This is a genomic window from Paracoccus denitrificans (assembly GCF_900100045.1).
GTDB classification, from domain to species: domain Bacteria; phylum Pseudomonadota; class Alphaproteobacteria; order Rhodobacterales; family Rhodobacteraceae; genus Paracoccus; species Paracoccus denitrificans.
This window is the reverse complement of sequence record NZ_FNEA01000012.1, coordinates 116,858-139,203: the sequence shown is the minus strand read 5'-3', so window position 1 is coordinate 139,203 and position 22,346 is coordinate 116,858. Positions and strand designations below refer to the sequence as shown.

Genomic DNA, 22,346 nt, shown 5'->3' with positions numbered 1-22,346 from the left:
AGGATGATCGCGGTCACCGAAATCGCGACGGTGCCAAGCAGGTCAGAGAGGGATTCGCGGGTCATGAGGTCTCTCCACGGATTGTTTATGATTTGTTCTCACGACTCGCGAACAAAGTAAAGAACTTTTTAAGAACATCGCGCGAACATCTATCCGGCGGTGATCAGCCGGATGGCGCGGTCCTGCTCCATCAGCCACAAGAGCAGCCGCACGGCCTGACCGCGCTCGCTCTCCATGGCCGGGTCGCGCTCCAGGAAGCTTTGCGCATCCTTGCGTGCCAGCGCCATCAGCCCGGCCTGGCGTTCTAGGTCGGCGATGCGGAATCGCGGCAGGCCCGATTGCGCCGTGCCGATCACGTCGCCCGCGCCGCGCATCACCAGGTCTTCCTCGGCGATACGGAAACCGTCCTCGGTCTCGCGCAGGATCGTCAGCCGCCGCCGTCCGGTTTCCGACAGCGGCTCGTGATACATCAGCAGGCAGCTCGACGCGCCCGAGCCGCGACCGACCCTGCCGCGCAACTGGTGCAATTGCGCCAGGCCAAAGCTTTCCGCCCGCTCGATCACCATGATCGTCGCCTCGGGCACGTCCACGCCGACCTCGATCACCGTGGTCGCGACCAGGATGCCGGCGCGGCCTGCGGCGAAATCCGCCATGGCCGCGTCGCGCTCGTCGGCGGGCATCTGGCCGTGGACAAGCCGCACCTGATCGCCGAATCGCGCCCGCAGTTCCTGGAAACGCGCCTCGGCGGCGGTCAGGTCGACGGCCTCGCTTTCCTCGACCAGCGGGCAGACCCAGTAGGCCCGCGCCCCGCCGTCCAGCGCGCGGGCCAGATGATCCACCACCTCGCCCATTCGCGCGTCCGAAATCACCGTGGTACGGATCGGTTGCCGCCCGGCGGGCTTTTCATCCAGCACCGACAGGTCCATGTCGCCGAATTGCGCCAAAGCCAGCGAGCGCGGGATCGGCGTCGCCGTCATCACCAGCATGTCGGGCGGCTGATGCCCCCCCTTGGCGCCCAGTTCCATGCGCTGGTTGACGCCGAAACGGTGCTGCTCGTCCACGATGGCCAGTCGCAGGTCGTGGAACTCGACCGATTTCTGGATCACCGCATGGGTACCGACCAGGATGACGATCCGCCCCTCGGCCAGGTCGGTCAGGATATTGGCGCGGGCATCGCCCTTGTCGCGGCCCGTCAGTGCCTCCAGCCGGATGCCGGCAAGCCGCGCCAGCGGTTCCAGCGCACGGAAATGCTGGCGGGCGAGGATCTCGGTCGGGGCCATCAGCACGCCCTGCCCCCCCGCCTCGACCGCGACCAGCAGCGCGAAAAAGGCGACCAGCGTCTTGCCGGCGCCGACATCGCCTTGCAGCAATCGGTTCATCCGCCGCGGGGCGGCCATGTCGGCGGCGATCTCGTCGACCGCGCGGCGCTGCGCCCCGGTCGGCGGCCAGGGCAACCCTGCCAGCACCTTGTCGCGCAGATGTCCGTCGCCCTGCGTGGCCAGTCCCGCCTGCCGTCGCCGGTCGCGACGCAACAGCGCCAGCGTCATCTGATGCGCGAAAAGCTCGTCATAGGCCAGCCGCGCCCGGGCCGGATCGGTCGGCGACAAGCCCGCCGGCCCCTCGGGCGCATGGGCACGAACCAGCGCCGTCTGCCAGTCCGGCCAGCCCTCGCGCGCGACAAGCGCGGGGTCGATCCACTCCGCCGCCTGCGGCAGCCGCGTCATCGCCGCCTGCACCGCCTTTTGCACCACGCCCTGCGTCAGCCGGCCCGAGAGCGGATAGACCGGCTCGAAATCCGGCGGCGGGTCGGAGCCCTCGGCGCCGATATGGTCGGGATGCACCATCTGCGCCATGCCGTCGAAAAGCTCGATCTTGCCGGAAACCAGCCGCCGCGCGCCCGCAGGCAGCTGGCTTTCGATCCAGTCCTTGCGCGGATGGAAGAAGACCAGCAGCAGATCGGCGCTGCCATCCGAGCAATGCACGCGCCAGGGCCGGCCCTTGGCGGTGGGCGGGCTGTGACGCTGGACGGTGATCGCCACGGTGACGATTTCGGGCGGATCGGCCTCGGCCAGCCGGGCGATGCGGCGGCGGCGGATGCCGGAATGCGGCAAGGTCAGGACCAGGTCGCGCAGCCGCATCACGCCCATCTGGGCAAAGGCTTCGGCCGCGCGCGGGCCGACGCCCGGCAGCGTCTCGACGCCCGCGAACAGCGGGAACAGCGCCGGCGGGCGGCCCGGCGTCACCCCTGGGCGATCGCCAGCCATTCGTCCTCGTCGATGACCTTGATGCCGAGTTCGGCAGCCTTCTTCGCCTTCGACCCGGCCCCCGGCCCGGCGATCAGCAGATCGGTCTTGGCCGAGACCGAGCCCGCGACATGTGCGCCAAGCGCCTCGGCCCGTGCCTTGGCCTCGGCCCGGGTCATCTTTTCCAGCGTGCCGGTAAAGACCAGCGTCTTGCCGGCAATGGCGCTGTCGGTGGCGCGCGCTTCGGGCGGCAGCACGGTCAGAAAGGACACCAGCCGGTCGATCGCCGCCCGCTCGCGCTCATTGGCAAAGGCGTCCGACAGCGACATGGCCAGCACCGGGCCGATGCCGTCGGCGGCGATCAGGCCCGTCCAGGCAGCGGTGGCCTCGGGCGACAGATCGACCTGCGCCAAGGCTGCGGCGCGGGCCTCCGAGGGACGGGCGCGGCGCCCCTCGGCCCGGGCGGCCTCGCGCTCGGCCAGCGCGGCATCCTCGGCAACCCGATGCGCCAGCGCCGCCGGGCGAGCGGTGTCGAGCGCGATCTCCAGCGCCTCCCAGCTGCCGTAATGGCGGGCAAGATCCTGGGCGGCAACCTCGCCGACATGGCGGATGCCAAGCGCGAAAAGCAGCCGCGCCAGCGGGATCTCTCGGCGCTTCTCGATGGCCTGGAACAGGCTTGCGGCACTTTTCTCGCCCCAGCCCTCGCGGTTCTTCAACTGCGTCAGTTGGCCGGGGCCGTAACGGTCCTGCAAGGTGAAGATGTCGGCGGGTTCGGCGATCCAGCCGTCGCGGAACAGTTCCTCGACCAGCTTGGCGCCCAGCCCCTCGATGTCGAAGGCGGCGCGCGAGACGAAATGGCGCAGCTTCTCGACCGCCTGCGCCGGGCAGATCAGCCCGCCGGTGCAGCGGCGGACCGAATCGCCCTCTTCCCGAATGGCGGGAGAGCCGCATTCCGGGCAGGTGGTCGGGAAGGCATAGGGCTCGGCTTCGGAGGGGCGCTTGGCCAGGTCGACATCGGCGACCTTGGGGATCACGTCGCCGGCGCGATAGACCTCGACCCAGTCGCCGATGCGGATATCCTTGCCGCCGCGGATCTCGCTGCCATCGGCGCCGCGGCCGGCGATGTAATCCTCGTTGTGCAAGGTGGCGTTCGAGACGACCACACCGCCCACCGTCACCGGATGCAGCCGCGCCACCGGGCTCAGCGCGCCGGTGCGGCCGACCTGGATATCGATGGCTTCCAGCCGGGTCCAGGCGCGCTCGGCCGGGAATTTATGCGCAAGCGCCCATCGCGGCGTGGTCGAGCGCATGCCCAGCCGCGCCTGATAGGCCAGGTCGTTGACCTTGTAGACGACGCCGTCGATGTCATAGCCCAGCGTGGCGCGCATCTGCTCGATCTCGGCCCATGCCGACAGCATCTCGGACACCGAGGCGCAGATCCGCGTCAACGGATTGGTCTGGAAGCCGAATGCCTGCATCCGCCGCACCGCCTCCATCTGCGTGCCGGCGAAGGACGCGCTGACCTCGCCCCAGGCATAAGCGAAGAAGCGCAGTGGCCGCGCCGCCGTCACCGACGGATCGAGCTGGCGCAGGGAACCCGCCGCCGCGTTGCGCGGATTGGCGAAGACGCGGCCGGTCTCGGATTGGTTCAGCTTTTCGAAATCCTCGTGCGACATGTAGCATTCGCCGCGAATCTCCAGCACCTCGGGATAGCCGTCGCCGGAAAGTTGCCCGGGAATATCGGCGATGGTGCGGGCATTGGCGGTCACGTTCTCGCCCACCGCGCCATCGCCCCGGGTCGCGGCCTGGACCAGCCGCCCGCCTTCATAGCGCAAGGACAGCGACAGCCCGTCGATCTTCGGCTCGGCCGTGACCTCCAGCGGCGCACCGGATGCGAGGTTCAGGAATGAGCGCACCCGCTGAACGAAGGCTTCGACATCGCCCTGGGAAAAGCCGTTTTCCAGCGACAGCATCGGCAGGCGATGCGGCACCTTGGCAAAGCGCGTGTCGGGCGCAGCGCCGACCTGCGCCGTCGGGCTGCCGGAATGGGCAAGGTCGGGAAACCGCGCCTCGATCTCCTCGAGCCGGCGCTTGCTGGCGTCGTATTCCGCATCGCTGATGAAGGGCGCATCTTCCTGGTAATAGGCCAGGTTCGCCTGCGCCACCTCCTCGCTCAGCCGGGCATGCTCGGCCTCGGCCGCCTTGACGTCCAGGCCGGAGACGGGCGGCAAGGCCGAGGGCGGCGGCGCCCCCTCTGCTGCCGGAACCGCCCGATCCTCGTCATCTCCGGCCATCTGCCCTCCGCCTTCTGCCGGCCCTGTGGGCCGTGATCTGCGCAGCAGGTGATACCGGGGCAAAGGCCGGGTTGTCCAGCGCCCGGCCCCTTTCCCATCGCCCTTCCTCCGCCCCCCCCCCTGGCCGGTCAGCCTTGGACTAGCCCCCTGGGTCCGGTCAGGCGCGCAAGGCCATGCGCTCGGCGTTCTGCACTTCGGAGGCGGGATCGCGCAGGACATAGCCCCTGCCCCAGACCGTCTCGATATGGCTTTCGCCATTCATCGCCGCCGCCAGTTTCTTGCGCAGCTTGCAGACGAAGACGTCGATGATCTTCAGTTCGGGCTCGTCCATGCCGCCATAAAGATGGTTCAGGAACGTATGGAAAGCCCAACGGAATCAATGCCAATGGCTGAAATATCGGGCGGGACAAACCGGGACCGAATCGGGAATCTTGAAACGCCCCACCACAGAGGAATGACGCCATGAGCGACGAGGACGATTGCACGCTCTGCGGCATGTCGGACGGCCCGTGCGTTCGATGCGGACGGGACGAGTGCCACCCACCCCCGCGACCAGAAGGAGAGGACATGAGCGACTGGCAACCGATTGAGACGGCACCGAGGGCAGAGCTTGATGATATTATCGTGTTCAATGGAAAGCTCGTGCAGTGCGGGCAATGGTGGGAGGGTGGATGGGTTGATAGCATGAGCGAATGGATTGAGCCGCAGCCCACCCACTGGCTTCCCCTCCCCCAGCCCCCGGAGGACGCGCGATGAGTGACGATCTGATTGAGCGGCTGCGCACCATCACAAGCAGCGGCTGCAATCCATATTCGGCGTGCCACGAAGCCGCCGTTGAACTCGCCCGCCTCCGCGCCGAGGTGGAGAGGCTGCGCGGGGTGCTGCGAAAGCGGACGGAGGAAGCCGACAGAGCCGACGAACGCGCCGACAAGGCCGAAGCCGCCCTAGCCGACGAGCGGGCGCATGCGGACGCGCTGGCCGCCGCCTTGCACAATGCAGTGAAGGCGCTGGAAATGGTCACGGATCAAAACGCGATCAAGAACAGCCGCGTCGATATCGCCTTTGCTGCCTGCGTCGAGGCGGCATCGATCGGCAGAAAAGCCCTGTCGGATCAAAACCCGATCAAAAACCGCGCCCGGCGTCAGGGGTGACAGCCGGCCTCAAGCTGGTCCAGCAGCCGCAGCCCTGCCCGCTGGGACCGCGCCCCGCCGTCCTCGATCAGCGCGGCAGCCAGCGCCTTGCGGGACGCGGCGGTGCCGTCACAGATCGCGGTCTGGCTTACCGGCGTGCTGGCGCAGGCGGTCAATAACAGAAGCGTCGTCCAGATCATCAGTCGATACATCGTCCATCCTCCTGCGCGTCTCACGATAGGCCGCATCCTCTCGCGCCTGTGCGTCCGCCCTGCCCCGTGAGCGGCCCTTGAGCCAAGCAGCCACGGCGGCGGCGATGGCCCCGAGGATGGTGAGAAGCCACGCGGTCACTTCTTCCCCCACCGCCAGAACACCAGCGCATTCAGCACCCCCGCCCCAGCCAGCGCGATTGCAGCCTGTTCCAGGTCGATGGTGAACGTCCCGGCCTCGGGATCGAACGTGCCGATTCCCAGCGAGGACAAGGCAATTGCCAACGTGTAAAGCGCCATGCGCAGATAGACGGGGTTCATGATTTTCCTCCGAACGGGGACTTGAAAAGCGCCAGCAGCGCGGCGATGATGCCCGCTGACGGCGCCGCAGGCTTGGTGGCATTCGGCGTCGTCACCTTCGACATGGCGATTGCTTCCTCGCGCACGCTTTCCACGCGCCGCGTCCAGCCCTTGCCGTAGGTCGGCCACAGCACGGCCCCGGTCTTGGTGTTCTTCGCCACGCGCAGGAACGCCAGCCGCGCGCTGATCGCCCGGTCAATGACGGCCTCGGGATGGGCTGCTTTTGCTGCGGCGATGGTCTGGGGGCCTATCATGCCGTCAGCCGTAACGCCGAGCGCCGATTGCAACCATTTTGCCCCCCGAGAGACGCCGCTGTTCACGGATGCGTCGAACGCGACAAGATCCAGCCCCGCCGGCAGATCGTCGCCGCGAACCGCGTCCCAATAGTTCTGCCGGTAGATGGCCGCTACCTCGGCATCGGTGATGTTGCGCAGTTCAGCTTTCGTGATTGGTCGCTTCTTCCAGGCGCGATAGGTGGCGAAGGTGATGCCCTTCATGGTCGCCCCGCCCGCATCGCGCGGGTCGTCAGCCCAGCCTCCCTCGTGCGCGAGGGTTTCGGCCAAGCAGCGGTCGAAATTGCTTCTCATGGCTATTTCCTCTCGTGGATCTGGGAGTAAATGCGGTCCAGCGTGATCTTGATGCCGCTCAAGGCTTCCTCGATCCGGGCTTGCAGGATGGCCTGCGCCTGAGCCTGTTGCTCGATACCGCGCAGCCGCGCCTCGTGGCGGTCCAGCCTGTCGGCATGGTCCTTGGTCCGCAGGTCTATCTTGCGGCTCCACCAGATGATGCCGACGATAGCCATGATCTGCGTCCAGCCGGATTGGATCAGGCCAAGCAGCCCGTGGGGTGTGTCAGGCATCACTCACCCCCGGACTGCTGGGATTCGAGAGCGGCAACCTTGGCGCTCAACTGCTGGACCGCGCGGATCAGGTCAGGCACGAATTTCGAGTAATCGGCCGACCACATTTCATCGGGCGTTTCTCCCGGCGTCAGGGCATAAGGCGCGATCAGGGCTGCATCCTGCGCGATCACCCCGCGCCCTCGCCCGGAACCGTTGACCCATTCGTAATCCCAGACCTCAAGCGCGTTGATCGTCCCGAGGCCGTCGAACTCTTGCAGGTCGGTTTTCAGCCGGCCATCGGACGAGGTGTTATAGGAGGTCGCGCTCGTGGTGACGGAGATGCTGCCAACCTGGGTGTTTCCGGCCCCCTGCTGGAATGCCACGATGACGCCTTCGCCATCGCGGCAATACTGGTGCATCAGCGCATCGCGACGGGCGCGCATCAAACCGCCATCATAGGCGATAACGCCGGATACCCCTGCGGTCAGCAGATCGCCCAGCGTAGCCCCTGCGCCGATCCCGACCTTGCCGGCAGGGACGTGCAGGCCGCCGGTTTGCAGTATCAGGCCGGCTTGGGACGCCCCTACGTCGCTTGCCGAGAAGCGGGCCACCTCTTCCATGGAGCCATCGGCCTTGGAGACGGCGAGGACCGCTTGCCCGCGATCATCCGAACCGGACACCTGCCGCCCGCCGAACCACGCCTTACGCTTGACCGGCGTGCTTGCGGTGATGAAACCGCTCTGATCGTCGCTTTGGGTCGCCTGCGTGTTCAGGTAGAAGCCGATGCCCCCCAGCATGCCGGCCGGAAACGGGTCATTGCCGGTTTCCGAGACGTAGACCTGAAACGCCTCGTAGTAGTCGCCATATCGCGGGCGCCAGCTAGGATCGCCGCCGACATTCTCTCGGTTTTCCTCCCATCCGGCATCGACAAAGGCCCGGACGGGACCGCGAAACAGCGGCCGGCTGTTCTGGGCCGCCCGGCGCCCGTCGAAGGATGGAGCAAGCCCGCCAAGGTCAGCAGGATAGGGCAGCGCCAGGGTGGCGCGATAGGCCAGATCCTCGCCGCTGCCATCCAGCCGCATCCGCCGCAAAACTGCCGTTTGCGTCCCCCGGATCAGATCGATGTAGTTGAAATGGTAAAGCGACAGGTCCGGCGTTTCTTCCTCGGCCGCCGCCTGGATGAAGGTGGTGATGTTGATCCAGCGGATGCCGCCGACCTCGGTATCCCACACGCTGCCGGGGGGCACATTGCTCACATGACCATAGGTCGCGCAGACGATATGATCCGTGTATTTCGACAGGATCGGTTGCAGCCGTGCCACGCCATGGATGATCCCATAGGTGCTGTTGTCGGACGTGACGTTCGGGTGCGCTCCATACATCGGCGCGTGGAAGTGCAGCCAGATGTTGAGGCCCCGCAGGCTGTCCAGCGTGGTATCGAGCCACGCCAGCGTCTGCGTCATGATTTCCTGCGATGCCCCATAGCCCGCGCCGTCACCGACGAACACATGGGCCATGTTGCCCTTGACGATGTAATAGTCCGTCGCGCCGATCCATCGCTGGTATTCCTCTGTCGTCGCCCGCGTCGGAATGTCGCCCGTAACGTGATCGCTCTCGTGGTTGCCCGGCAGGAAAAACCAGCGATCCATGCTGATGCCGGTCGCATAGATGTCCTCACGGAACTCCTTGAAGCCGTAATGCGATGCCGCCCCGGTAGTTTTCAGGTGCGGCCGGTCCACGAGGTCGCCGTTGTAGAACGCCAGATCCACACCCGGCTCGATCTTCGCGATCTGGTCGCGCAGGAACTGACGGCGGCGAGCCTCTTCCTCGGGCGGGTAGAAGTTCGGCGGAACCGCTCCATCATCCAGACGCAACTGCCAATCGGCCGTGAACAGCCACTTTTCCGTTTCGGCGCGTTTGACGTTCTCGATTTCCTCGGTGAGGGTGTTGATATCGTCAATAACCTCCTGCGCGGCAGAAGCGGCCTGCTGAGCATCAACGGCTGCATCGGCGGCCTGCTGCGCGGCGTCCTGCGCGGCTGCTGCCGCCTCTTGGGCATCCTCGGCCGCCTGCGCCACATCGTCGTAGCCGTCCAGCGCCTCAATGACACGCTGGGTCAGGTAACGGCTGTCGGCCTGGACGATGATCGTCCGGTTGATCGCGGTCATGAATGCACCTCGTAGACGGAGACAGGCCCGATCCAGACCAGCGACAACTCTGGCTCGGGGGCGTTGATGCGGATTTCATAGGTGGCGTCGATGCGGGCCGGGCTGCGGAGCGTCTGGCCGACCGTCTGGGGCACGGTGACGGAGACATAGCCCTCTGCATCCAGATCCAGCGGGGCCTGCCAGATGACCGAGCCGCAGCGCAGGATCAGGATTTCGGCGGTGTAGCCCACGCCTTCCAAGGTCTGGGTGAAATCGACCGGGGTTTGCGCTTCAAGGTAGCGCCAGCTTTGCCGGGTATCGCGGTCGGGCCACAGGTTCAGCGGGGGGATTTGAACGGGCGCGCGCATCAGCGTAGCTCCGCCCAACACTCAAGGCCATCGCCTCCAAAGGCACGATACTGATGCCCGGCGGGGATGATCGCGGTCATGGTATCAACGTCAGGATTGCCAAGAGCGATGGTGATCCATGGCGACGACGAGTTGACACGAACCTGCAATCGCGCGTGCAAGGCGTTGCTGCCGTTGGCCGTGACGCTGATGAAAATCGGCCGCGCCGTGTTGTTGGTGTAGACCGTATTCAGTGCCCGGCTCGGGTTCTGCCACGTCTGGCCCACCCCCACGGCCAGAGCGCCGACTGCGGCGCGGATGCCCTTCGGCGTGGCGGCATAGGCTGCGGTTGACGATCCGGCCGACCAGACCTCATCGGTGGCGGTATCGGCCGACTGCATGAGATGCGCCCATGCCGCCCAAGCGCCATCGTTCTGCGCCCGGAGATGGTGCCGGCGGTTGCCCTTCTGGATCAGGTGCACCAGCGCGTTGCCTGCGCTCTGACGCCAGACCAGCACGATTCCCGTTGCGCTGGACGCCATGCCGCTGGGGCGCGTGCCGACCGTGGATTCGTCAAAGCGGTAGAAGCCCGAGGCGATGCCGGTAGCGTCCAGATCGGCCAGCAGGGGCGCATTGCCCGTCACGCCGAGGCCGTAATCCAGAAGCGGCTGGATCATGTTCGCTTGCACCCGCTCAATCGCCGCCTGCACGTTCGTCTCGGGAATGTCCTCGGTCGGATCGAATTGGATGGCCGAAGCGCCGGCTGCATCGGTATCCACCACCCGCACCGGGTCCATGGGGTAGCCGGCCAGCATGACGCCCTCGGGGGTGGTGACTTCCACCTTCACGTCGCCGTCGCCCGTGTCGTAGATCGCAGGGAACACCCCTGCCCCGTCAGCGGCCAGAGGCGATGGATGCGGCAAGGTGCATTCAGGGTCGCTGTAAACGATCCGCTCGCGACTGGTGCCGCTGTCGTAGAACGTCGCCAGCGCGCCGGGCACGGCGAAGCCCGACAGGTCTGCGGCGCGGTTCGGGTTAAAGCTAACGATGGTGGTCATGGGCGCTCCATGCAAAAAGCCCGCTCGAAAGCGGGCCGGATCGTGGTAACGGTGGGGTGAGATTCGCTAGGAGGTTGATATGCAAGCGATTGTTCTGGCTCTGGTGGTGGCGGTCGCAGGGTGCGCGTCGAGCATCATGCAGTCCTATGTCGGCAAGGACATTACCGAGGCGGCTATGGACTATGGGCCGCCGGCCGGCGTGATGGATCTTCCTGACGGTCGCCGCGCGTTCATGTGGCGGATGACGCAGGGCGCCGTCATGCCGCAAACTACAAACTACAGCGCGGTTCAGTCTGGCAATTGGGTGACCGGATCGGCAACGACTTACGGAGGCGGTGTGTCAACTTGGCAATGCACCTACACCCTGATCGGGCAGAGGAACCCGAAAGGCAGCTATACAGTGGTGGATTTCCGCAAGCCCAGCCTGTCTTGCGAGTGATTGCGGCATCCCCCGGCCCGGTGTAGGATCGGGGGATGGTCATTTCAGATAGCATGCTCTACGGCGCACTGATCGTCATCGTGTTTGTCATCGTAGTTCGCGGGATCGAAGAAATCCGCGCTGAGCGGAGATGGCTCAAGAAATACAAAGAGCGGAAGTCCCTAAAGGACGAATGACTACCGACCCGTTGCAGATTGCGCCGATCTGGCGGCCATCAGTGCAGCGGCCATTCGCTCCATGTCTGCCAGGGCATTGGCTGGCATCTGACCGCCGTTTCGGATCATGGCAGACAGGGCGTTGATCTGATTGTTTGTCAGCATCTCTGCCCCTGTTTTCATGCCATAAGTCATACCCATAGCCGCAGCGCCCGCCATTGGATTGAGGCCAGAACCAATGATATTGCCGATGAGAGGCAGGGCGCCGGAAGTTGGCGAAAGTCTGCCGCCCAAGCGAAGGGCGTTGACGACAGGCGTTCCCCGAACGATCCTCTCCATCTCTACCAGTTCCTCGGGGGAATAGCCTCGCTGGGCCTTCGGATTGTCAAGAATCTGGCGAATATTTTGCCTTGCCGTGTTGACAGAGTTCCCGCCCGTTCCGGTGCTGGCCGCGCGCCGTTCGGCCTTCTCAACCCGATAGTCCACGTCCTTCGCGCGCTTCATCCGCCCATAGAGAGCGTCCGCCTGCTTGTATTCGGGCACATGTTGCCCGCGCCAGTCATCGAACTTTTCAAGCAGGATGGCCCCGATGCGGCGGTCTGCCGGGTCCGCGCTGCCTGCCGCGTCTTGCAGCATGCGGCGCATGGTCTGCATTTGCTGCGGCTTCATCGACTGGCCTTGGAAATCGTCCAGCACGTCAAGGAATTTCTTCACGTTCCCATCCGCAACCACGCGACCGGCGGGCGTCTTGACGTTCAGTGCCTGCAACTCGTTGTCGATCTGGGATGCCAAGCCCTGCACTGATGCGGGGTCAGCGCCAGCACGCGCCGCGCCGGTCTGATACAGCCCCTCGGCCTGCGCTTTCAGATCGTCCACGCTCGGCGCCTGCGGGCCTCTCGGGCGGGTTGCCGCAGCAACCACACCGCTTGCCACCATCGGCGCGATGGCCCTTGCCCACGGCTCATAGGCGGTCCCCTCGGTCAATTGGCCCGCGCCCTCGGATGCAAGGCCGGGCACCACGCCATAGACCAGCGCATTGCGCAGAAGGTTGCCGCCGCCAAACGGCGAGCCGGGCAGAAACTCCCCGACCGTGCCAGCATATTTGCCGGCGGTGGTTTCGCCTCGGAACTCGGTCGCCCCGCCCGTGGCCTCTGCGGCTGCCTGACGGTATTTGTCGCCCGATCCGAAGCGCGATTGATCGGCCACTCCGGTCGCCATCTGATGCGCGGCCTGCGCTTCCTCCGGCGATGCGAGGCCGGTTTTCTCGGCCACCCAAGATCCGGCCCGGCTGCCAGCACCGAAGATCATCCCCGGCAGGTCCAGCATTCCGGTTGTGCCACGAGCGGCGCCAGCGGCACCTGCGGCGGCCATGTCCTGCGCGACGTTCGGCTGCGGCTCCACCTGCGGGAAATCCAGCAGGCTGCCCGGCTGGGGGCGATCCGCCTTTGCCTGCCTTGCCGCCAGTTCGCGCTTGGCCTTTTCGAGAAGCGCCGCTTTCAGAAGATCATCCGCCATTTTTCGCGATCCAATCCGCAAGTTCGTCGTCGCTCATGGCCGAGAAATCAGGAACGCCGCCCGGCTGGGATGACCCGCCGCCGAACCCGAAGTCGGCCGCGTTCGGATAGGCCGCTGCCTTCTCGGCAATCGGCTGATAGACCTGTTTCAGCCGCTCAAGGTTCGCGCGCAATTGGTCAGGAGACTGCGCCGTATCCAGCGATCCGAGGACCGCTTGCAGCATCTGCAATTCCTGAATGGCGATACCGCCAAGCGCGCCGCCGGTCGGGCTGGCTTCGCGCATCTGCTGCAGGCGGTCGAAGCCGATATTGGCGCGAATGGTATCGAGGCTGGCTTGCAGATCGCGCGCACCGCTGCCGGGGATGCTGGACAGCGTCGATCCGGGACCGGCCGTCCAGTTGGAAACCTGCCCGATTGCCTTGTCGATGTCCTGCACCACGATACCCGCCGCGCGCGCGCTTTGCGCCTCCCGCGCAGCATCTTGCCGCGACGTGTCGGCGGGGCCGCCGGGGATCGGTTCCTGACTGACGAGGTTGCCGTTCTCGTCATAAACGTTCCGATAACCCTGCGGAACGGTTCCCGTTGACACGTTGATGCGCTGCCCGCCGCCCTGCAACGGCGTGTCAGGCGGCAGAAGGCCGGCGTTGATATCGGCCTGAACCTTTCCAGGATTGGAAAGCGGCGACGGACCCGCCTGCCCCTTGAGGATAGCCGACACTTCCATGTAGCGGTTTGCCAGCGCCTGCCGGTTCTCGAACTGCCCGACCAGATCGGGGGCGCCGACCGATTGCACCAGCGCGTCCCATTCCTGCGGCGACTGCGCGGCAAGGCCGACTTTCACCGCGTCCTCGATCTGCTTCGCCTGCGCCTCGCGTTCCTGCGCCGACAGACCGCGAGCATACTCGTCCAGCTTCATCTGCCATTCCTGATCGCCGCGAGCGTCCAGCTTGGCGGCGCGTTGGTCCAGCTCGGCATCGCGACCACGCTGATACCGCCGTTCGTCCTCGCGCCACGCACGGTCCTGCTGGCGGCCCATCATGTCGAAGGCGGCGGTCGGGTCCAGCCGCGCATACTGCGCCAGCGCGTTCTGGTCGCCCTGCATCAGCGCCTCGGCATTGTCGCCAAGGAAGCCGCGCAGTGCGTTCTGATGCTGCTGCTGGTTCACCTGCTGCGCGAGGGCGTTGCCTTGGTGCATGGCCCCGAGAATATCGGCAGGCTGGCCGGAAAGGATGATCGAGGGATTTAGCGCCATCAGCGGAACCTCGTGGAAAGCGGGGAAATGGAGAATTGCGGGGCAGCAAGGGCGTTGCTCACCGGAGCCTGAAACGCCGAGGCGTCAAGGAACGTGCCGATCTGCGGAAGGGCCGGTGCATATCGCACCGCACAGAGGGAGGCGTAGATGGGGAGGCCGGAAACCACGCTCAAGCGCATGCTGATCGCCAGCAAGGAAGCCGGCTATATCGTGGCCGGCGCCAAGGCCGAGGGCGACAAGATCGAACTGATATTCGAGACGCCGAAGGATGCCCTGCCCGCTGACCTGATCAATTGGAGCCGCAAGAAGTGAAGCGGTCTTTGCCGGCATATGTCTATGCAAAGGGGAAGCGGGGCTATCTCTACTTCTGCCGTTGGGGCAAGACCCAGCGGATGTATGCTGCCCCTGGGACAGCGGAGTTTGCCGCGGAATATGCCCTGCTGATGCGCGGCCGGCCGCCTGCCCCGAAGCGCACAATCAAGGGCCTGATCCAGAAATACATGGAATCCGAACGCTGGCCCGCGCTCGCTCAGAACACCAAGAAATCCTATCGTCGGCATTTCGGCTATCTCGAAGAGGTTGCGGGTCACATCGATCCGGCCACGCTGCGCACCGCCCATATCTACGAGATGCGGGACGCGCTGCGAGACACGCCGACCGATGCCAACCGCAAGATCGGCACCCTATCCACGCTGCTGGCGCATGGCGTTCGGATCGGCTGGCTGGACCGCAACCCGGCCGAGGGGGTCGAAAAGCTCAAGGGCCTGCGCCCACCGCGCGAGCCTTGGCCGGATACCAAGATCAAGGCGTTCAGAGGGGAGGCCGCGCCCCTGCCCTTGCTCATCTTCGAGATGCTGCTGGGGACAGGACAGCGAATCGGGGACGTGCTGAAGATGCGGTGGGACGATATTGAGGACGGCGGGATCTGGGTTCGGCAGCAAAAGACCGGGGCCGGAATCTTCGTGCCGTTCACCGATGAGCTGGCCGCTATACTCGAACAGACGCCCCGGCAGGGCGACACGATCATAGCGCAGCCAAACGGCCGGCCGTGCAGCTACTCGTTCGCCCACAAGCTGGTGACGGAGGTGCGGGTCAAGATCGACGCCATGGCTTGGGACATACATGCTCTGCGCCATTCCGCCGCCGCTGAAATTGCCAGCCTGCCGGGCATGAGCATCGAGCATGTTATGGCTATAACGGGCCATTCGAGCGAGCAAATGGCGCGCCACTACAGCCGCAAAGCCGACATGCGCGCGAAGGCCAGAGAGGCGCAGAACGCACGGCGAACGAAGCACGAAACAGGAAATGCAGGCTGAAACGGCATATTCGGACTATGAAAAATCAACATGTTACGGTAAAATAAAAGTGGTTCAGGAACATCTCCTTGGTCAGCGTCGTGCCCTTGCGGAGGCTGAGGAGTTCCAGGATCTGGTATTCCTTGCCGGTCAGGTTGACCGCGCGTCCGCCCACCTCGACCGAACGCGCGTCCAGGTTCACCACCATCTCGCCGGTGCGGATCACCGACTGGCTGTGACCCTTGGAACGCCGGATGATGGCCTGGATGCGGGCGACCAGCTCATCGCGGTTGAAGGGCTTGGTCATGTAGTCGTCGGCACCGAAGCCGAAGCCGCGCAGCTTGCTTTCGGTATCGTCCGAGCCGGTCAGGATCAGGATCGGCGTATCGATGCGCGACATGCGGATCTGGCGCAAGACCTCCATCCCGTGCATGTCGGGCAGGTCCAGGTCCAGCAGGATCAGGTCGTAGTCGTAGAGCTTGGCAAGGTCGATGCCTTCCTCGCCCATATCGGTGCGATAAACATTATAACTCGCATTCGTCAGCATCAGTTCGATGCTGCGCGCCGTGGTCGGATCGTCCTCGACCAGAAGGATTCTCATATCATTTCCTCTTGCTAACCAGGCTACCGGCAAAACTACTCCGCAAAAGGTTAATATCACGTTACCGGCTTATTTATCAAATTCGTCTCAATCTCAGGTTGTCTGAATTTTTGCAGCTGCGTGATTTTCAGCGCATTGCGGCCATGCCGGCGAAAGGCGCTGGCCCAGGCGTCGAACTCCTCCTCGGTCAGGCCATAGCGGCGAATCGCCTCGTCTCGGGTCAGAAGGCCATGATGCACGGCATCGACGACCGCGGCCTTGCGGCTGGCCACCCAGCGCGTCTGCGGTTCGGGCAGGTCGGCCCGGGTCAGGATGCTGCCATCGGGCAGGGTCACGATGCGCGGACCGGGGGTTTTCTTCAAAAACATCGGCAAGTCCCTGTTCTTCCTGCCTCCTTATGTCGGGAAGTTCTTAATCCGAGGTGAAGTCGCGCAGCGTTTTCCGCCCCCTGCCCTTGAGAATGGCTGGATTTTACCTATAAATGTCATGAACTGCGGGACCAAAGCAGCGCGCCCGCGATAAGGACGATCCATGACAGCGCCAAGCCTCTCTCTGCGCCATGCCGCGCCATATTCGACCGTCAATTCGCTGGGCTTTCCCAAGCCGCCGGCGCAGACGCGCGTGGTCGTCGCGATGTCGGGGGGCGTGGACAGCTCGGTCGTCGCCGCGATGCTGGCCGCGCAGGGCTACGACGTGATCGGCGTGACCTTGCAGCTTTACGACCACGGTGCGGCGCTGGCAAAAAAGGGGGCATGCTGCGCCGGGCAGGACATCCACGACGCGCGCCGCGTGGCCGAACGCATCGGTTTCCCGCATTACGTCCTGGATTACGAGAACAAGTTCCGCGAATCGGTGATCGAGGAATTCGCAGACGCCTATCTGGCCGGCGCCACCCCGGTGCCCTGTATCCGCTGCAACGAGCGGGTGAAGTTCCGCGACCTGTTGCAGACCGCGCGCGAGCTCGATGCCGATTGCATGGCGACCGGGCATTACATCCGCCGCCTCATGGGTCCGAAGGGCGCCGAGTTGCACATGGCCGCCGACCCGGCCCGGGACCAAAGCTATTTCCTGTTCTCGACCACGCAGGAGCAGCTGGATTTCCTGCGCTTCCCGCTGGGGGGGCTGGCCAGCAAGGCCGAAACCCGGGCGCTGGCGGCGCAATACGGGCTCGCGGTCGCCGACAAGCCCGACAGCCAGGACATCTGCTTCGTGCCGAACGGCGATTATGCCAGCGTGATCGAGAAGCTGCGCCCCGGCGCCGCCGATCCGGGCGAGATCGTGGACATGGACGGCAATGTGCTGGGCAGCCATCGCGGCGTGATCCATTACACCATCGGCCAGCGCCGCGGCCTTGGCATCGGCGGCCTGGGCGATCCGCTCTATGTCGTGCGGCTGGAGCCCGATACCCGGCGCGTCGTCGTCGGCCCCAAGCAGGCGCTGGCGACGAAGATCGTGCCGGTGACCGAGGTCAACTGGCTGGGCGACGAGCCCTTCGAGGACGAGATCGCCGTCACCGCCCGTATCCGCTCGACCCGCCCGCCGCGCCCTGCCATCCTGCGCGTGACCGGCAAGCACCGGGCCGAGATCGAGCTGCTGGACCCGGAGGAAGGCGTCAGCCCCGGCCAAGCCTGCGTGTTCTATGCCACCGAAGGCAGCCGCGTGTTGGGCGGCGGCTGGATCTCGCACCGGCGCGGCGGCTGATCCCGGCCGAGGTTCAGGCCGCCGCAGCCAGCAGGCGGATGCGCTCGACCATGGCGCGCAAGCCGTTCGAGCGTTGCGCCGAAAGATGTTCCTCCAGCCCCAGCCGGCCAAGCTCGGCGCTGGCATCGATCGCCGCGACCTCGCGGACCGGCACGCCGGAATAAAGCGCATGCAGGATGGCGATCAGCCCCCGCACGATCAGCGCATCGCTGTCGCCCTGGAAGTCGAAGTGCCCGCTCTCGATCCGGGGCATGATCCAGACCTGACTGGCACAGCCCTCGACCTTGGTGGCAGGCACCTGCAGGGAGGGGTCCATCGGCGGCATCGCCTTGCCCAGCTCGATGACATGGCGGTAACGCTCCTCCCAATCCTCCAGGAAATCGAAGGTCTCGGCGATGTCTTCAAAGGCGGGCGTGGCCATCGGGGCTTCCTCTTGCGGCGGGCGAACTTGGCATAGCGCGATGGGGCCGCAAGGTCAAAGAGGCTTTCGCGCCCGCCCGACTTGTCCTATCACTGCGGCAAAGACTTAGTAAAACGGGGGCAGGCTTCATGCGGTCAGGAACCTTGGGCACTCTTGCCTGTGCGATGCTGGTGCTGGCCGGCTGCGGTCGCATGGGGGACAGCAGTTGGAACCCATTCCGCTGGTTCGGCGGCGCGCCGGCGCAGCAGCAGACGCTGGAGCCCCAGGGCGGATATCCGACCACGGTCCAGGATGGACGCCTGCCGCTGGCCCAGGTCACAGGCGCGAAATGGGAGCCGCTCTACGAAGGGCGGATGCTGGTCGTGACCGGGCTTGCCCGCAGCAAGGGCTGGTGGGATGTCGCGCTGGTGACCGAGGTGCCCATGCCGAGGGGACGGATCCGCCCAGACGCAAACGGCGTGCTGCGCCTGCGCCTGGTCGGCAAGCCGCCGCTACCCGACACCTTCGCCGCCGCCAATCCGCCGCACCCCGCCAGCGATACGGTGACGGTCGCGCTGACCATTCCCAACGCCGCCCTGGCAGATCTGCGCGAGGTGGTGATCACCAGCGCCGGCAATGCCATCACGCTGCGCCGCTGACGCTGGGCGGTCGTGGCCCGGCAGCGCCATGGACTGCCAGCGCTGCATTCGGTGGCATGGTTGCGATATGAGTATTTGGAGAACGAAGAAGACCGCCGTAGTGCGATGATCTTCTTCGTTCCTGAAATACTCATGGCGACAGGGACGCAGCACCACTCGCCAACGGATCATCGGGCCGCTGAAGCAAGGCAGCGATGCGCGCCATCCTTGCCCGGTGACAAGGCACGACGTCGCTCCGGCCATTAAAAAGGCTCGCATGGTAACCATGCGAGCCTTTCGGAGTGCCGGCAATCGCGGACCAGTCAGGCCATCTTGCGCAGATAGGTCCAGGTTGGCACGCGGGCCTCGCGCGCCACCGACCAGCTTTCCGCATCGCCGAGATATTCGAAGCCGCAATTGGTGAGCACCCGGGCCGAGCCGGGATTGTCCTGGAACGCCTCGGCGAACAGCGTGCGCGAGCCGTGGGGATTGGCTTCGACCAGGGCCGAGACCGCCTCGGTCGCGAAACCGGTGTTCCAGAACCCAGCCCCGATCCAGAAGCCGAGTTCGGATTGTTCCTTGTCGATCCGCGTCAGCGAGACCACGCCCAGGACCTCGGCAAGCTTGTTGGCCGAGCCGTCGATGGCCCAGACATCCTCGTCCCGTTCATCCGACATGGCGCGGCGGACATAGGCTTCGGATGCACCGGGCGGCAAGGGGTGCGGGATCGAACGGGTTCCCTCGGCCACGCGTCGATCGGCGGTGTAATGCGCGATGAGCCCGGCATCCGATGCCCGAAGCGGGCGCAGGACGAAGCGCTCGGTCACGATCTCGATCTGCCGTGCGTCCGAGGAAATCAATTCGTTCATGTCGCTATTCTCCCCCAATTACTCGCAATCATATGGGTGCGCTTCCCGAAAACACGAAGGGGACCGGCCTTGCCGATCCCCTTTTTTATAGCACCCGAGTGTTGAAATCGGCTTACTCGGCGGCCTCGAGATTGGCGGGAAGCACGGAAATGTAGGTGCGGCCCTTGAGGCCCTTCTTGAAGGTCACATGACCGTCGGTCAGGGCGAACAGGGTATGGTCGCGGCCCATGCCGACGTTCTGGCCCGGCCACCAGGTAGTGCCGCGCTGACGCACGATGATGTTTCCGGCGACGGCCAGCTGGCCGCCATAGAGTTTCACGCCGAGACGACGACCGGCCGAATCGCGGCCGTTGCGGGACGAACCGCCTGCTTTCTTATGTGCCATGGCTCAGTCTCCTTCTGCCTCAGTTGGCGTCTTCGGCCGAGGCTTCGGCTTCCGACTTCTTGGCTTTCGCCGGTTTGACGGCCGGCTCGATCTTGGTGCGGGCGCCGACGGCAGGCTTCACGCCGGACTTGTCGCCGCCTTTTTCAAGCAGGTCCGTGATGCGGACCAGCGTCAACTGCTGGCGGTGGCCCCGGGTGCGCTGCGAGGAGTGCTTCCGGCGACGCTTGACATAGGTGATGACCTTGTCGGCCTTGATGGTGTCGATGACTTCGGCCTGCACGGCCGCGCCCGCGACCAGCGGCGCGCCGACGGCCGAGCCGATCATCAGCACGTCGTTGAACTGGACCTTGTCGCCTGCTTCGGCGTTCAGCTTTTCGACGCGCAGCACGTCACCGGCCTGAACCCGGTATTGCTTGCCGCCCGTCTTGAGAACTGCGAACATTCCGTCTTTCCTTGCTCTGCCGCGTCCTTCGGCCCCCGCTTCGCGGATGTTCGGGGACGCAAGGCCCCGCCTTCGGACAGCGCACCCTTTGCCCGGGTGAGGTTCAAAATAAGATGCCGGCAACGGACATAGGCCCGGCCGGTCGCGGGTATATCGCGGATTCGGGCGGGCAAGTCAACCGGAATGGCGTCTCAGCGCCACAGATCGCGCGCCGCCTCGACCGTGATCCGCCGCCCCTCGCGCAAGCTGCCGGGATCGCGCGACAGAAGCGGTGCCGGGCGCGGATCGCGCTCGACATAAGTGCCGCGCGCGTGGTTATGCGGATGCCCAGGCGCCTCGTCGATGGAGAGCACCGGCGCGGCGCAGGCATCCGTCCCCTCCAGCGCGGCCGCCCAGTCGTCGCGGCTGCGGGTGGCGATGCGCGCGGCCAGGATCTCGCGCAGCGCCGCCCAGTTCGCCGGATCGGCACGGTCGGGCAGATCGGCCTCGGACAGGTCCAGCCGCCGGACCAGATCGGCCCAGAACTGCGGCTCGATGGCACCGATGGCCAGAAAGCCACCGCAGGCGCAGCGGTAGCAGCTGTAATAGGGCGCGCCGCCGTCCAGCAGGTTCGCCTGCCGCTCGTCGCGCCAGAGCCCGTTGACGCGCAGCCCCGAGATCATCGCCATCAGATGCGCCACGCCGTCGGTGATCGCGGCATCCACGACCTGCCCCCGGCCGGTCTCGCGCGCCCGCAGGATCGCTGCCAGCATCCCCGCGACCAGATACATCGAGCCGGCGGCGAAATCGCCGACCAGGTTCAGCGGCGGAACCGGGTGGTCGGCGGGACCGATGGCGGAAAGCGCGCCGGTGATCGCCAGATAGGTCAGATCATGGCCGGCCGAATGCGCCAGCGGGCCGGTCTGCCCCCAGCCGGTCATGCGGCCATAGACCAGCCGCGGGTTTTCCGGAAAGTCGCCGGGACCGAGACCCAGCCGCTCCATCACGCCGGGACGCATGCCCTCGATCACGGCATCGGCACGCAGGATCAGGTCGCGCGCGATCACGCGGCCTTCGGGCGATTTCAGGTCCAGTTCCAACCAGTCGCGGCCGCGATCGAGCACATCGCGCTTGAGCGGAAAGATCTGCGGCGAGCCGGGCCGGGCGATGCGGACCACCTGCGCACCGTGATCGGCAAGCCACATGGCCGAAAACGGCGTCGGGCCGATGCCGGCGATCTCGACGACGCGCAGGCTGGACAGGGCTCCGCTCATGCCCGGCCTCCGGGCGATTGGCAGGCGGCGAGGAATGCGGATCCCCGGCATTCCCGGCGCAAACGAGACGTAATCGACCTGATCGAATTGAAATTATTGCGGTTCATGCCCCCACCTTATCAACGAAACCAGCCGATATCGACTGGAACAAAAGGGGATTTAGAATCCCCTTTTGCGGCAGCGCCCAAGTCTGAGCGACGCGGGTTCCCGCGCACCGAAACCGCTCGCGACACCTTGGTCGCGGCCTGGACCCAGCCGCGAGTCAGGGGGCATACCTGACCCGTCGCCCGGCTCTCGGATGCGACGTCGAGGATTGGCGCGCAACTGGTTACTGCAGGAGCGCCGAAACCCGATGGCATCCGCACCGGTCACCCTTAGGGCAAACCGACCGGCGCTTCCCGCGCCAGCCGCCAGACGCCTGGCGCGTCAGGCCATGCCGTCCTTGAGTCTTCGCGCGACATACCATGTGATGGGCAGGGCCATGATCGCGCCCGCTGCAGCAGCCAGAAGAATGGCTCGCAGATCGTACAACCCCATTGCCAGAACCACGATCACGCCGATCCCGGCAAACGTCGTCAAACTGATAGACAGCAGCATCATGAAAAGACGGGTCATTTCATCCTCGGTCTGATTGCCAGACCATGCTAGGCACATTCGGATGCGATGCGCTTTGATAGGGATCAAAACAGCCGGCATCGGTGCGGAGAGCCGACGATCCAGGGCGCGACAAGACCCGCGCCCCCGGGCGCTTCAGGATGGGGAACGGCGCAGA

26 protein-coding genes and 2 pseudogenes are annotated in these 22,346 nt (G+C 65.4%); 8 read left to right on the top strand and 20 right to left on the bottom strand.

Annotated elements, in window-relative coordinates; all coding sequences use genetic code 11:
* Nucleotides 1-149 precede the first annotated feature (149 nt).
* The 3 genes and pseudogenes from recG to BLT64_RS12610 form a co-directional block, all read right to left on the bottom strand.
* The gene (recG, locus tag BLT64_RS12620) at nt 150-2,264 is read right to left on the bottom strand and encodes an ATP-dependent DNA helicase RecG (protein WP_041530447.1); all 2,115 of its coding nucleotides are present in this window, start codon (nt 2,262-2,264) and stop codon (nt 150-152) included.
* Entirely contained in the window at nt 2,240-4,537 is a 2,298-nt protein-coding gene (ligA, locus tag BLT64_RS12615) for an NAD-dependent DNA ligase LigA (protein WP_011750317.1), read from the bottom strand. The genes recG and ligA overlap by 25 nt, the downstream gene beginning before the upstream one ends.
* Before the next feature lie 157 nt (nt 4,538-4,694).
* A pseudogene (locus BLT64_RS12610) lies at nt 4,695-4,892 on the bottom strand (winged helix-turn-helix domain-containing protein); the annotation flags it as partial.
* A gap of 212 nt (nt 4,893-5,104) precedes the next feature.
* Between BLT64_RS12610 and BLT64_RS26370 the strand changes: the two are divergent.
* Together BLT64_RS26370 and BLT64_RS12605 are read left to right on the top strand one after the other, a co-directional pair.
* Nucleotides 5,105-5,293, top strand: coding sequence for a DUF551 domain-containing protein (locus BLT64_RS26370; protein WP_128493066.1), 189 nt, complete (start codon nt 5,105-5,107; stop codon nt 5,291-5,293).
* Nucleotides 5,290-5,688, top strand: a complete 399-nt coding sequence (locus tag BLT64_RS12605; protein ID WP_011750320.1) for a hypothetical protein — start codon at nt 5,290-5,292, stop codon at nt 5,686-5,688. Before BLT64_RS26370 ends, BLT64_RS12605 begins: the two co-directional genes overlap by 4 nt.
* Here the strand turns inward: BLT64_RS12605 and BLT64_RS12600 are convergent.
* The 7 genes from BLT64_RS12600 to BLT64_RS12570 form a co-directional block, all read right to left on the bottom strand.
* Nucleotides 5,679-5,879, bottom strand: coding sequence for a hypothetical protein (locus BLT64_RS12600; RefSeq protein ID WP_041530448.1), 201 nt, complete (start codon nt 5,877-5,879; stop codon nt 5,679-5,681). The genes BLT64_RS12605 and BLT64_RS12600 overlap by 10 nt on opposite strands.
* A 135-nt stretch (nt 5,880-6,014) precedes the next feature.
* Complete coding sequence (locus tag BLT64_RS12595) at nt 6,015-6,197, bottom strand: hypothetical protein (protein ID WP_024844647.1); 183 nt, start codon at nt 6,195-6,197, stop codon at nt 6,015-6,017.
* Complete coding sequence (locus BLT64_RS12590; protein WP_011750321.1) at nt 6,194-6,823, bottom strand: glycoside hydrolase family 108 protein; 630 nt, start codon at nt 6,821-6,823, stop codon at nt 6,194-6,196. The genes BLT64_RS12595 and BLT64_RS12590 overlap by 4 nt, the downstream gene beginning before the upstream one ends.
* Nucleotides 6,824-6,825: 2 nt before the next feature.
* The gene (locus BLT64_RS12585) at nt 6,826-7,095 is read right to left on the bottom strand and encodes a hypothetical protein (protein ID WP_011750322.1); all 270 of its coding nucleotides are present in this window, start codon (nt 7,093-7,095) and stop codon (nt 6,826-6,828) included.
* The gene (locus tag BLT64_RS12580; protein WP_011750323.1) at nt 7,095-9,245 is read right to left on the bottom strand and encodes a tail fiber domain-containing protein; all 2,151 of its coding nucleotides are present in this window, start codon (nt 9,243-9,245) and stop codon (nt 7,095-7,097) included. The genes BLT64_RS12585 and BLT64_RS12580 overlap by 1 nt, the downstream gene beginning before the upstream one ends.
* Nucleotides 9,242-9,592, bottom strand: a complete 351-nt coding sequence (locus BLT64_RS12575; RefSeq protein ID WP_011750324.1) for a hypothetical protein — start codon at nt 9,590-9,592, stop codon at nt 9,242-9,244. Before BLT64_RS12575 ends, BLT64_RS12580 begins: the two co-directional genes overlap by 4 nt.
* On the bottom strand, nt 9,592-10,629 hold the full coding sequence (locus BLT64_RS12570; RefSeq protein WP_011750325.1) for a hypothetical protein: 1,038 nt from the start codon (nt 10,627-10,629) through the stop codon (nt 9,592-9,594). Before BLT64_RS12570 ends, BLT64_RS12575 begins: the two co-directional genes overlap by 1 nt.
* Nucleotides 10,630-10,708: 79 nt before the next feature.
* Between BLT64_RS12570 and BLT64_RS12565 the strand changes: the two genes are divergently transcribed.
* Nucleotides 10,709-11,068, top strand: coding sequence for a hypothetical protein (locus BLT64_RS12565; RefSeq protein ID WP_011750326.1), 360 nt, complete (start codon nt 10,709-10,711; stop codon nt 11,066-11,068).
* 35 nt (nt 11,069-11,103) lie between these two features.
* The gene (locus tag BLT64_RS26850) at nt 11,104-11,244 is read left to right on the top strand and encodes a hypothetical protein (RefSeq protein WP_157137458.1); all 141 of its coding nucleotides are present in this window, start codon (nt 11,104-11,106) and stop codon (nt 11,242-11,244) included.
* On the opposite strand, the gene BLT64_RS12560 is transcribed toward BLT64_RS26850, so the two are convergent.
* The gene (locus BLT64_RS12560) at nt 11,245-12,738 is read right to left on the bottom strand and encodes a hypothetical protein (RefSeq protein ID WP_011750327.1); all 1,494 of its coding nucleotides are present in this window, start codon (nt 12,736-12,738) and stop codon (nt 11,245-11,247) included.
* Nucleotides 12,728-13,903 carry a hypothetical protein gene (locus BLT64_RS12555; RefSeq protein WP_128493067.1) on the bottom strand — a complete coding sequence of 392 codons (1,176 nt, stop codon included), beginning with the start codon at nt 13,901-13,903 and terminating at the stop codon, nt 12,728-12,730. The genes BLT64_RS12560 and BLT64_RS12555 overlap by 11 nt, the downstream gene beginning before the upstream one ends.
* A gap of 234 nt (nt 13,904-14,137) precedes the next feature.
* On the opposite strand from BLT64_RS12555, the gene BLT64_RS26845 reads away from it, so the two are divergent.
* Together BLT64_RS26845 and BLT64_RS12545 are read left to right on the top strand one after the other, a co-directional pair.
* Nucleotides 14,138-14,302: a hypothetical protein gene (locus tag BLT64_RS26845; RefSeq protein WP_155987319.1), complete on the top strand. Its 165-nt coding sequence runs from the start codon at nt 14,138-14,140 to the stop codon at nt 14,300-14,302.
* 8 nt (nt 14,303-14,310) lie between these two features.
* The gene (locus BLT64_RS12545; RefSeq protein ID WP_254777238.1) at nt 14,311-15,306 is read left to right on the top strand and encodes a tyrosine-type recombinase/integrase; all 996 of its coding nucleotides are present in this window, start codon (nt 14,311-14,313) and stop codon (nt 15,304-15,306) included.
* 43 nt (nt 15,307-15,349) lie between these two features.
* Here BLT64_RS12545 and BLT64_RS12540 read toward each other — a convergent pair.
* Nucleotides 15,350-15,886: pseudogene (locus tag BLT64_RS12540) on the bottom strand (response regulator); the annotation flags it as partial.
* Between the two features lie 56 nt (nt 15,887-15,942).
* Complete coding sequence (gene sciP, locus BLT64_RS12535) at nt 15,943-16,254, bottom strand: CtrA inhibitor SciP (protein WP_011750331.1); 312 nt, start codon at nt 16,252-16,254, stop codon at nt 15,943-15,945.
* 163 nt (nt 16,255-16,417) lie between these two features.
* On the opposite strand from sciP, the gene mnmA reads away from it, so the two are divergent.
* Nucleotides 16,418-17,587, top strand: a complete 1,170-nt coding sequence (gene mnmA / locus BLT64_RS12530; RefSeq protein ID WP_011750332.1) for a tRNA 2-thiouridine(34) synthase MnmA — start codon at nt 16,418-16,420, stop codon at nt 17,585-17,587.
* 13 nt (nt 17,588-17,600) lie between these two features.
* Here the strand turns inward: mnmA and BLT64_RS12525 are convergent, their stop codons facing one another.
* Nucleotides 17,601-18,008, bottom strand: a complete 408-nt coding sequence (locus BLT64_RS12525; RefSeq protein ID WP_011750333.1) for a SufE family protein — start codon at nt 18,006-18,008, stop codon at nt 17,601-17,603.
* 143 nt (nt 18,009-18,151) lie between these two features.
* Here BLT64_RS12525 and BLT64_RS12520 point away from each other — a divergent pair, with 143 nt between their 5' ends.
* A complete protein-coding gene (locus BLT64_RS12520) occupies nt 18,152-18,646 on the top strand; it encodes a hypothetical protein (RefSeq protein ID WP_232290553.1) in 495 nt (164 codons plus the stop codon).
* Nucleotides 18,647-18,948: 302 nt separating this feature from the next.
* Here the strand turns inward: BLT64_RS12520 and BLT64_RS12515 are convergent, their stop codons facing one another.
* The 5 genes from BLT64_RS12515 to BLT64_RS12495 form a co-directional block, all read right to left on the bottom strand.
* Nucleotides 18,949-19,494 (bottom strand): GNAT family N-acetyltransferase, encoded by a 546-nt coding sequence (locus BLT64_RS12515; protein ID WP_011750335.1) that lies wholly within the window; start codon nt 19,492-19,494, stop codon nt 18,949-18,951.
* 112 nt (nt 19,495-19,606) lie between these two features.
* Complete coding sequence (rpmA, locus tag BLT64_RS12510) at nt 19,607-19,879, bottom strand: 50S ribosomal protein L27 (protein WP_011750336.1); 273 nt, start codon at nt 19,877-19,879, stop codon at nt 19,607-19,609.
* A 19-nt stretch (nt 19,880-19,898) separates the two neighbouring features.
* Nucleotides 19,899-20,321, bottom strand: a complete 423-nt coding sequence (gene rplU, locus BLT64_RS12505; RefSeq protein ID WP_011750337.1) for a 50S ribosomal protein L21 — start codon at nt 20,319-20,321, stop codon at nt 19,899-19,901.
* Between the two features lie 191 nt (nt 20,322-20,512).
* Nucleotides 20,513-21,574, bottom strand: a complete 1,062-nt coding sequence (locus tag BLT64_RS12500) for a CaiB/BaiF CoA transferase family protein (protein ID WP_011750338.1) — start codon at nt 21,572-21,574, stop codon at nt 20,513-20,515.
* A gap of 426 nt (nt 21,575-22,000) precedes the next feature.
* Nucleotides 22,001-22,189, bottom strand: a complete 189-nt coding sequence (locus tag BLT64_RS12495) for a hypothetical protein (protein ID WP_011750339.1) — start codon at nt 22,187-22,189, stop codon at nt 22,001-22,003.
* Nucleotides 22,190-22,346: the final 157 nt, after the last annotated feature.

Coding starts and splice junctions, on each gene's coding strand:
- recG (WP_041530447.1), bottom strand. CDS start 2,264: ATGGCTGGCGATCGCCCAGGGGTGACGCCGGGCCGCCCGCCGGCGCTG.
- ligA (WP_011750317.1), bottom strand. CDS start 4,537: ATGGCCGGAGATGACGAGGATCGGGCGGTTCCGGCAGCAGAGGGGGCG.
- BLT64_RS26370 (WP_128493066.1), top strand. CDS start 5,105: ATGAGCGACTGGCAACCGATTGAGACGGCACCGAGGGCAGAGCTTGAT.
- BLT64_RS12605 (WP_011750320.1), top strand. CDS start 5,290: ATGAGTGACGATCTGATTGAGCGGCTGCGCACCATCACAAGCAGCGGC.
- BLT64_RS12600 (WP_041530448.1), bottom strand. CDS start 5,879: ATGTATCGACTGATGATCTGGACGACGCTTCTGTTATTGACCGCCTGC.
- BLT64_RS12595 (WP_024844647.1), bottom strand. CDS start 6,197: ATGAACCCCGTCTATCTGCGCATGGCGCTTTACACGTTGGCAATTGCC.
- BLT64_RS12590 (WP_011750321.1), bottom strand. CDS start 6,823: ATGAGAAGCAATTTCGACCGCTGCTTGGCCGAAACCCTCGCGCACGAG.
- BLT64_RS12585 (WP_011750322.1), bottom strand. CDS start 7,095: ATGCCTGACACACCCCACGGGCTGCTTGGCCTGATCCAATCCGGCTGG.
- BLT64_RS12580 (WP_011750323.1), bottom strand. CDS start 9,245: ATGACCGCGATCAACCGGACGATCATCGTCCAGGCCGACAGCCGTTAC.
- BLT64_RS12575 (WP_011750324.1), bottom strand. CDS start 9,592: ATGCGCGCGCCCGTTCAAATCCCCCCGCTGAACCTGTGGCCCGACCGC.
- BLT64_RS12570 (WP_011750325.1), bottom strand. CDS start 10,629: ATGACCACCATCGTTAGCTTTAACCCGAACCGCGCCGCAGACCTGTCG.
- BLT64_RS12565 (WP_011750326.1), top strand. CDS start 10,709: ATGCAAGCGATTGTTCTGGCTCTGGTGGTGGCGGTCGCAGGGTGCGCG.
- BLT64_RS26850 (WP_157137458.1), top strand. CDS start 11,104: ATGGTCATTTCAGATAGCATGCTCTACGGCGCACTGATCGTCATCGTG.
- BLT64_RS12560 (WP_011750327.1), bottom strand. CDS start 12,738: ATGGCGGATGATCTTCTGAAAGCGGCGCTTCTCGAAAAGGCCAAGCGC.
- BLT64_RS26845 (WP_155987319.1), top strand. CDS start 14,138: ATGGGGAGGCCGGAAACCACGCTCAAGCGCATGCTGATCGCCAGCAAG.
- sciP (WP_011750331.1), bottom strand. CDS start 16,254: ATGTTTTTGAAGAAAACCCCCGGTCCGCGCATCGTGACCCTGCCCGAT.
- mnmA (WP_011750332.1), top strand. CDS start 16,418: ATGACAGCGCCAAGCCTCTCTCTGCGCCATGCCGCGCCATATTCGACC.
- BLT64_RS12525 (WP_011750333.1), bottom strand. CDS start 18,008: ATGGCCACGCCCGCCTTTGAAGACATCGCCGAGACCTTCGATTTCCTG.
- BLT64_RS12515 (WP_011750335.1), bottom strand. CDS start 19,494: ATGAACGAATTGATTTCCTCGGACGCACGGCAGATCGAGATCGTGACC.
- rpmA (WP_011750336.1), bottom strand. CDS start 19,879: ATGGCACATAAGAAAGCAGGCGGTTCGTCCCGCAACGGCCGCGATTCG.
- rplU (WP_011750337.1), bottom strand. CDS start 20,321: ATGTTCGCAGTTCTCAAGACGGGCGGCAAGCAATACCGGGTTCAGGCC.
- BLT64_RS12500 (WP_011750338.1), bottom strand. CDS start 21,574: ATGAGCGGAGCCCTGTCCAGCCTGCGCGTCGTCGAGATCGCCGGCATC.
- BLT64_RS12495 (WP_011750339.1), bottom strand. CDS start 22,189: ATGACCCGTCTTTTCATGATGCTGCTGTCTATCAGTTTGACGACGTTT.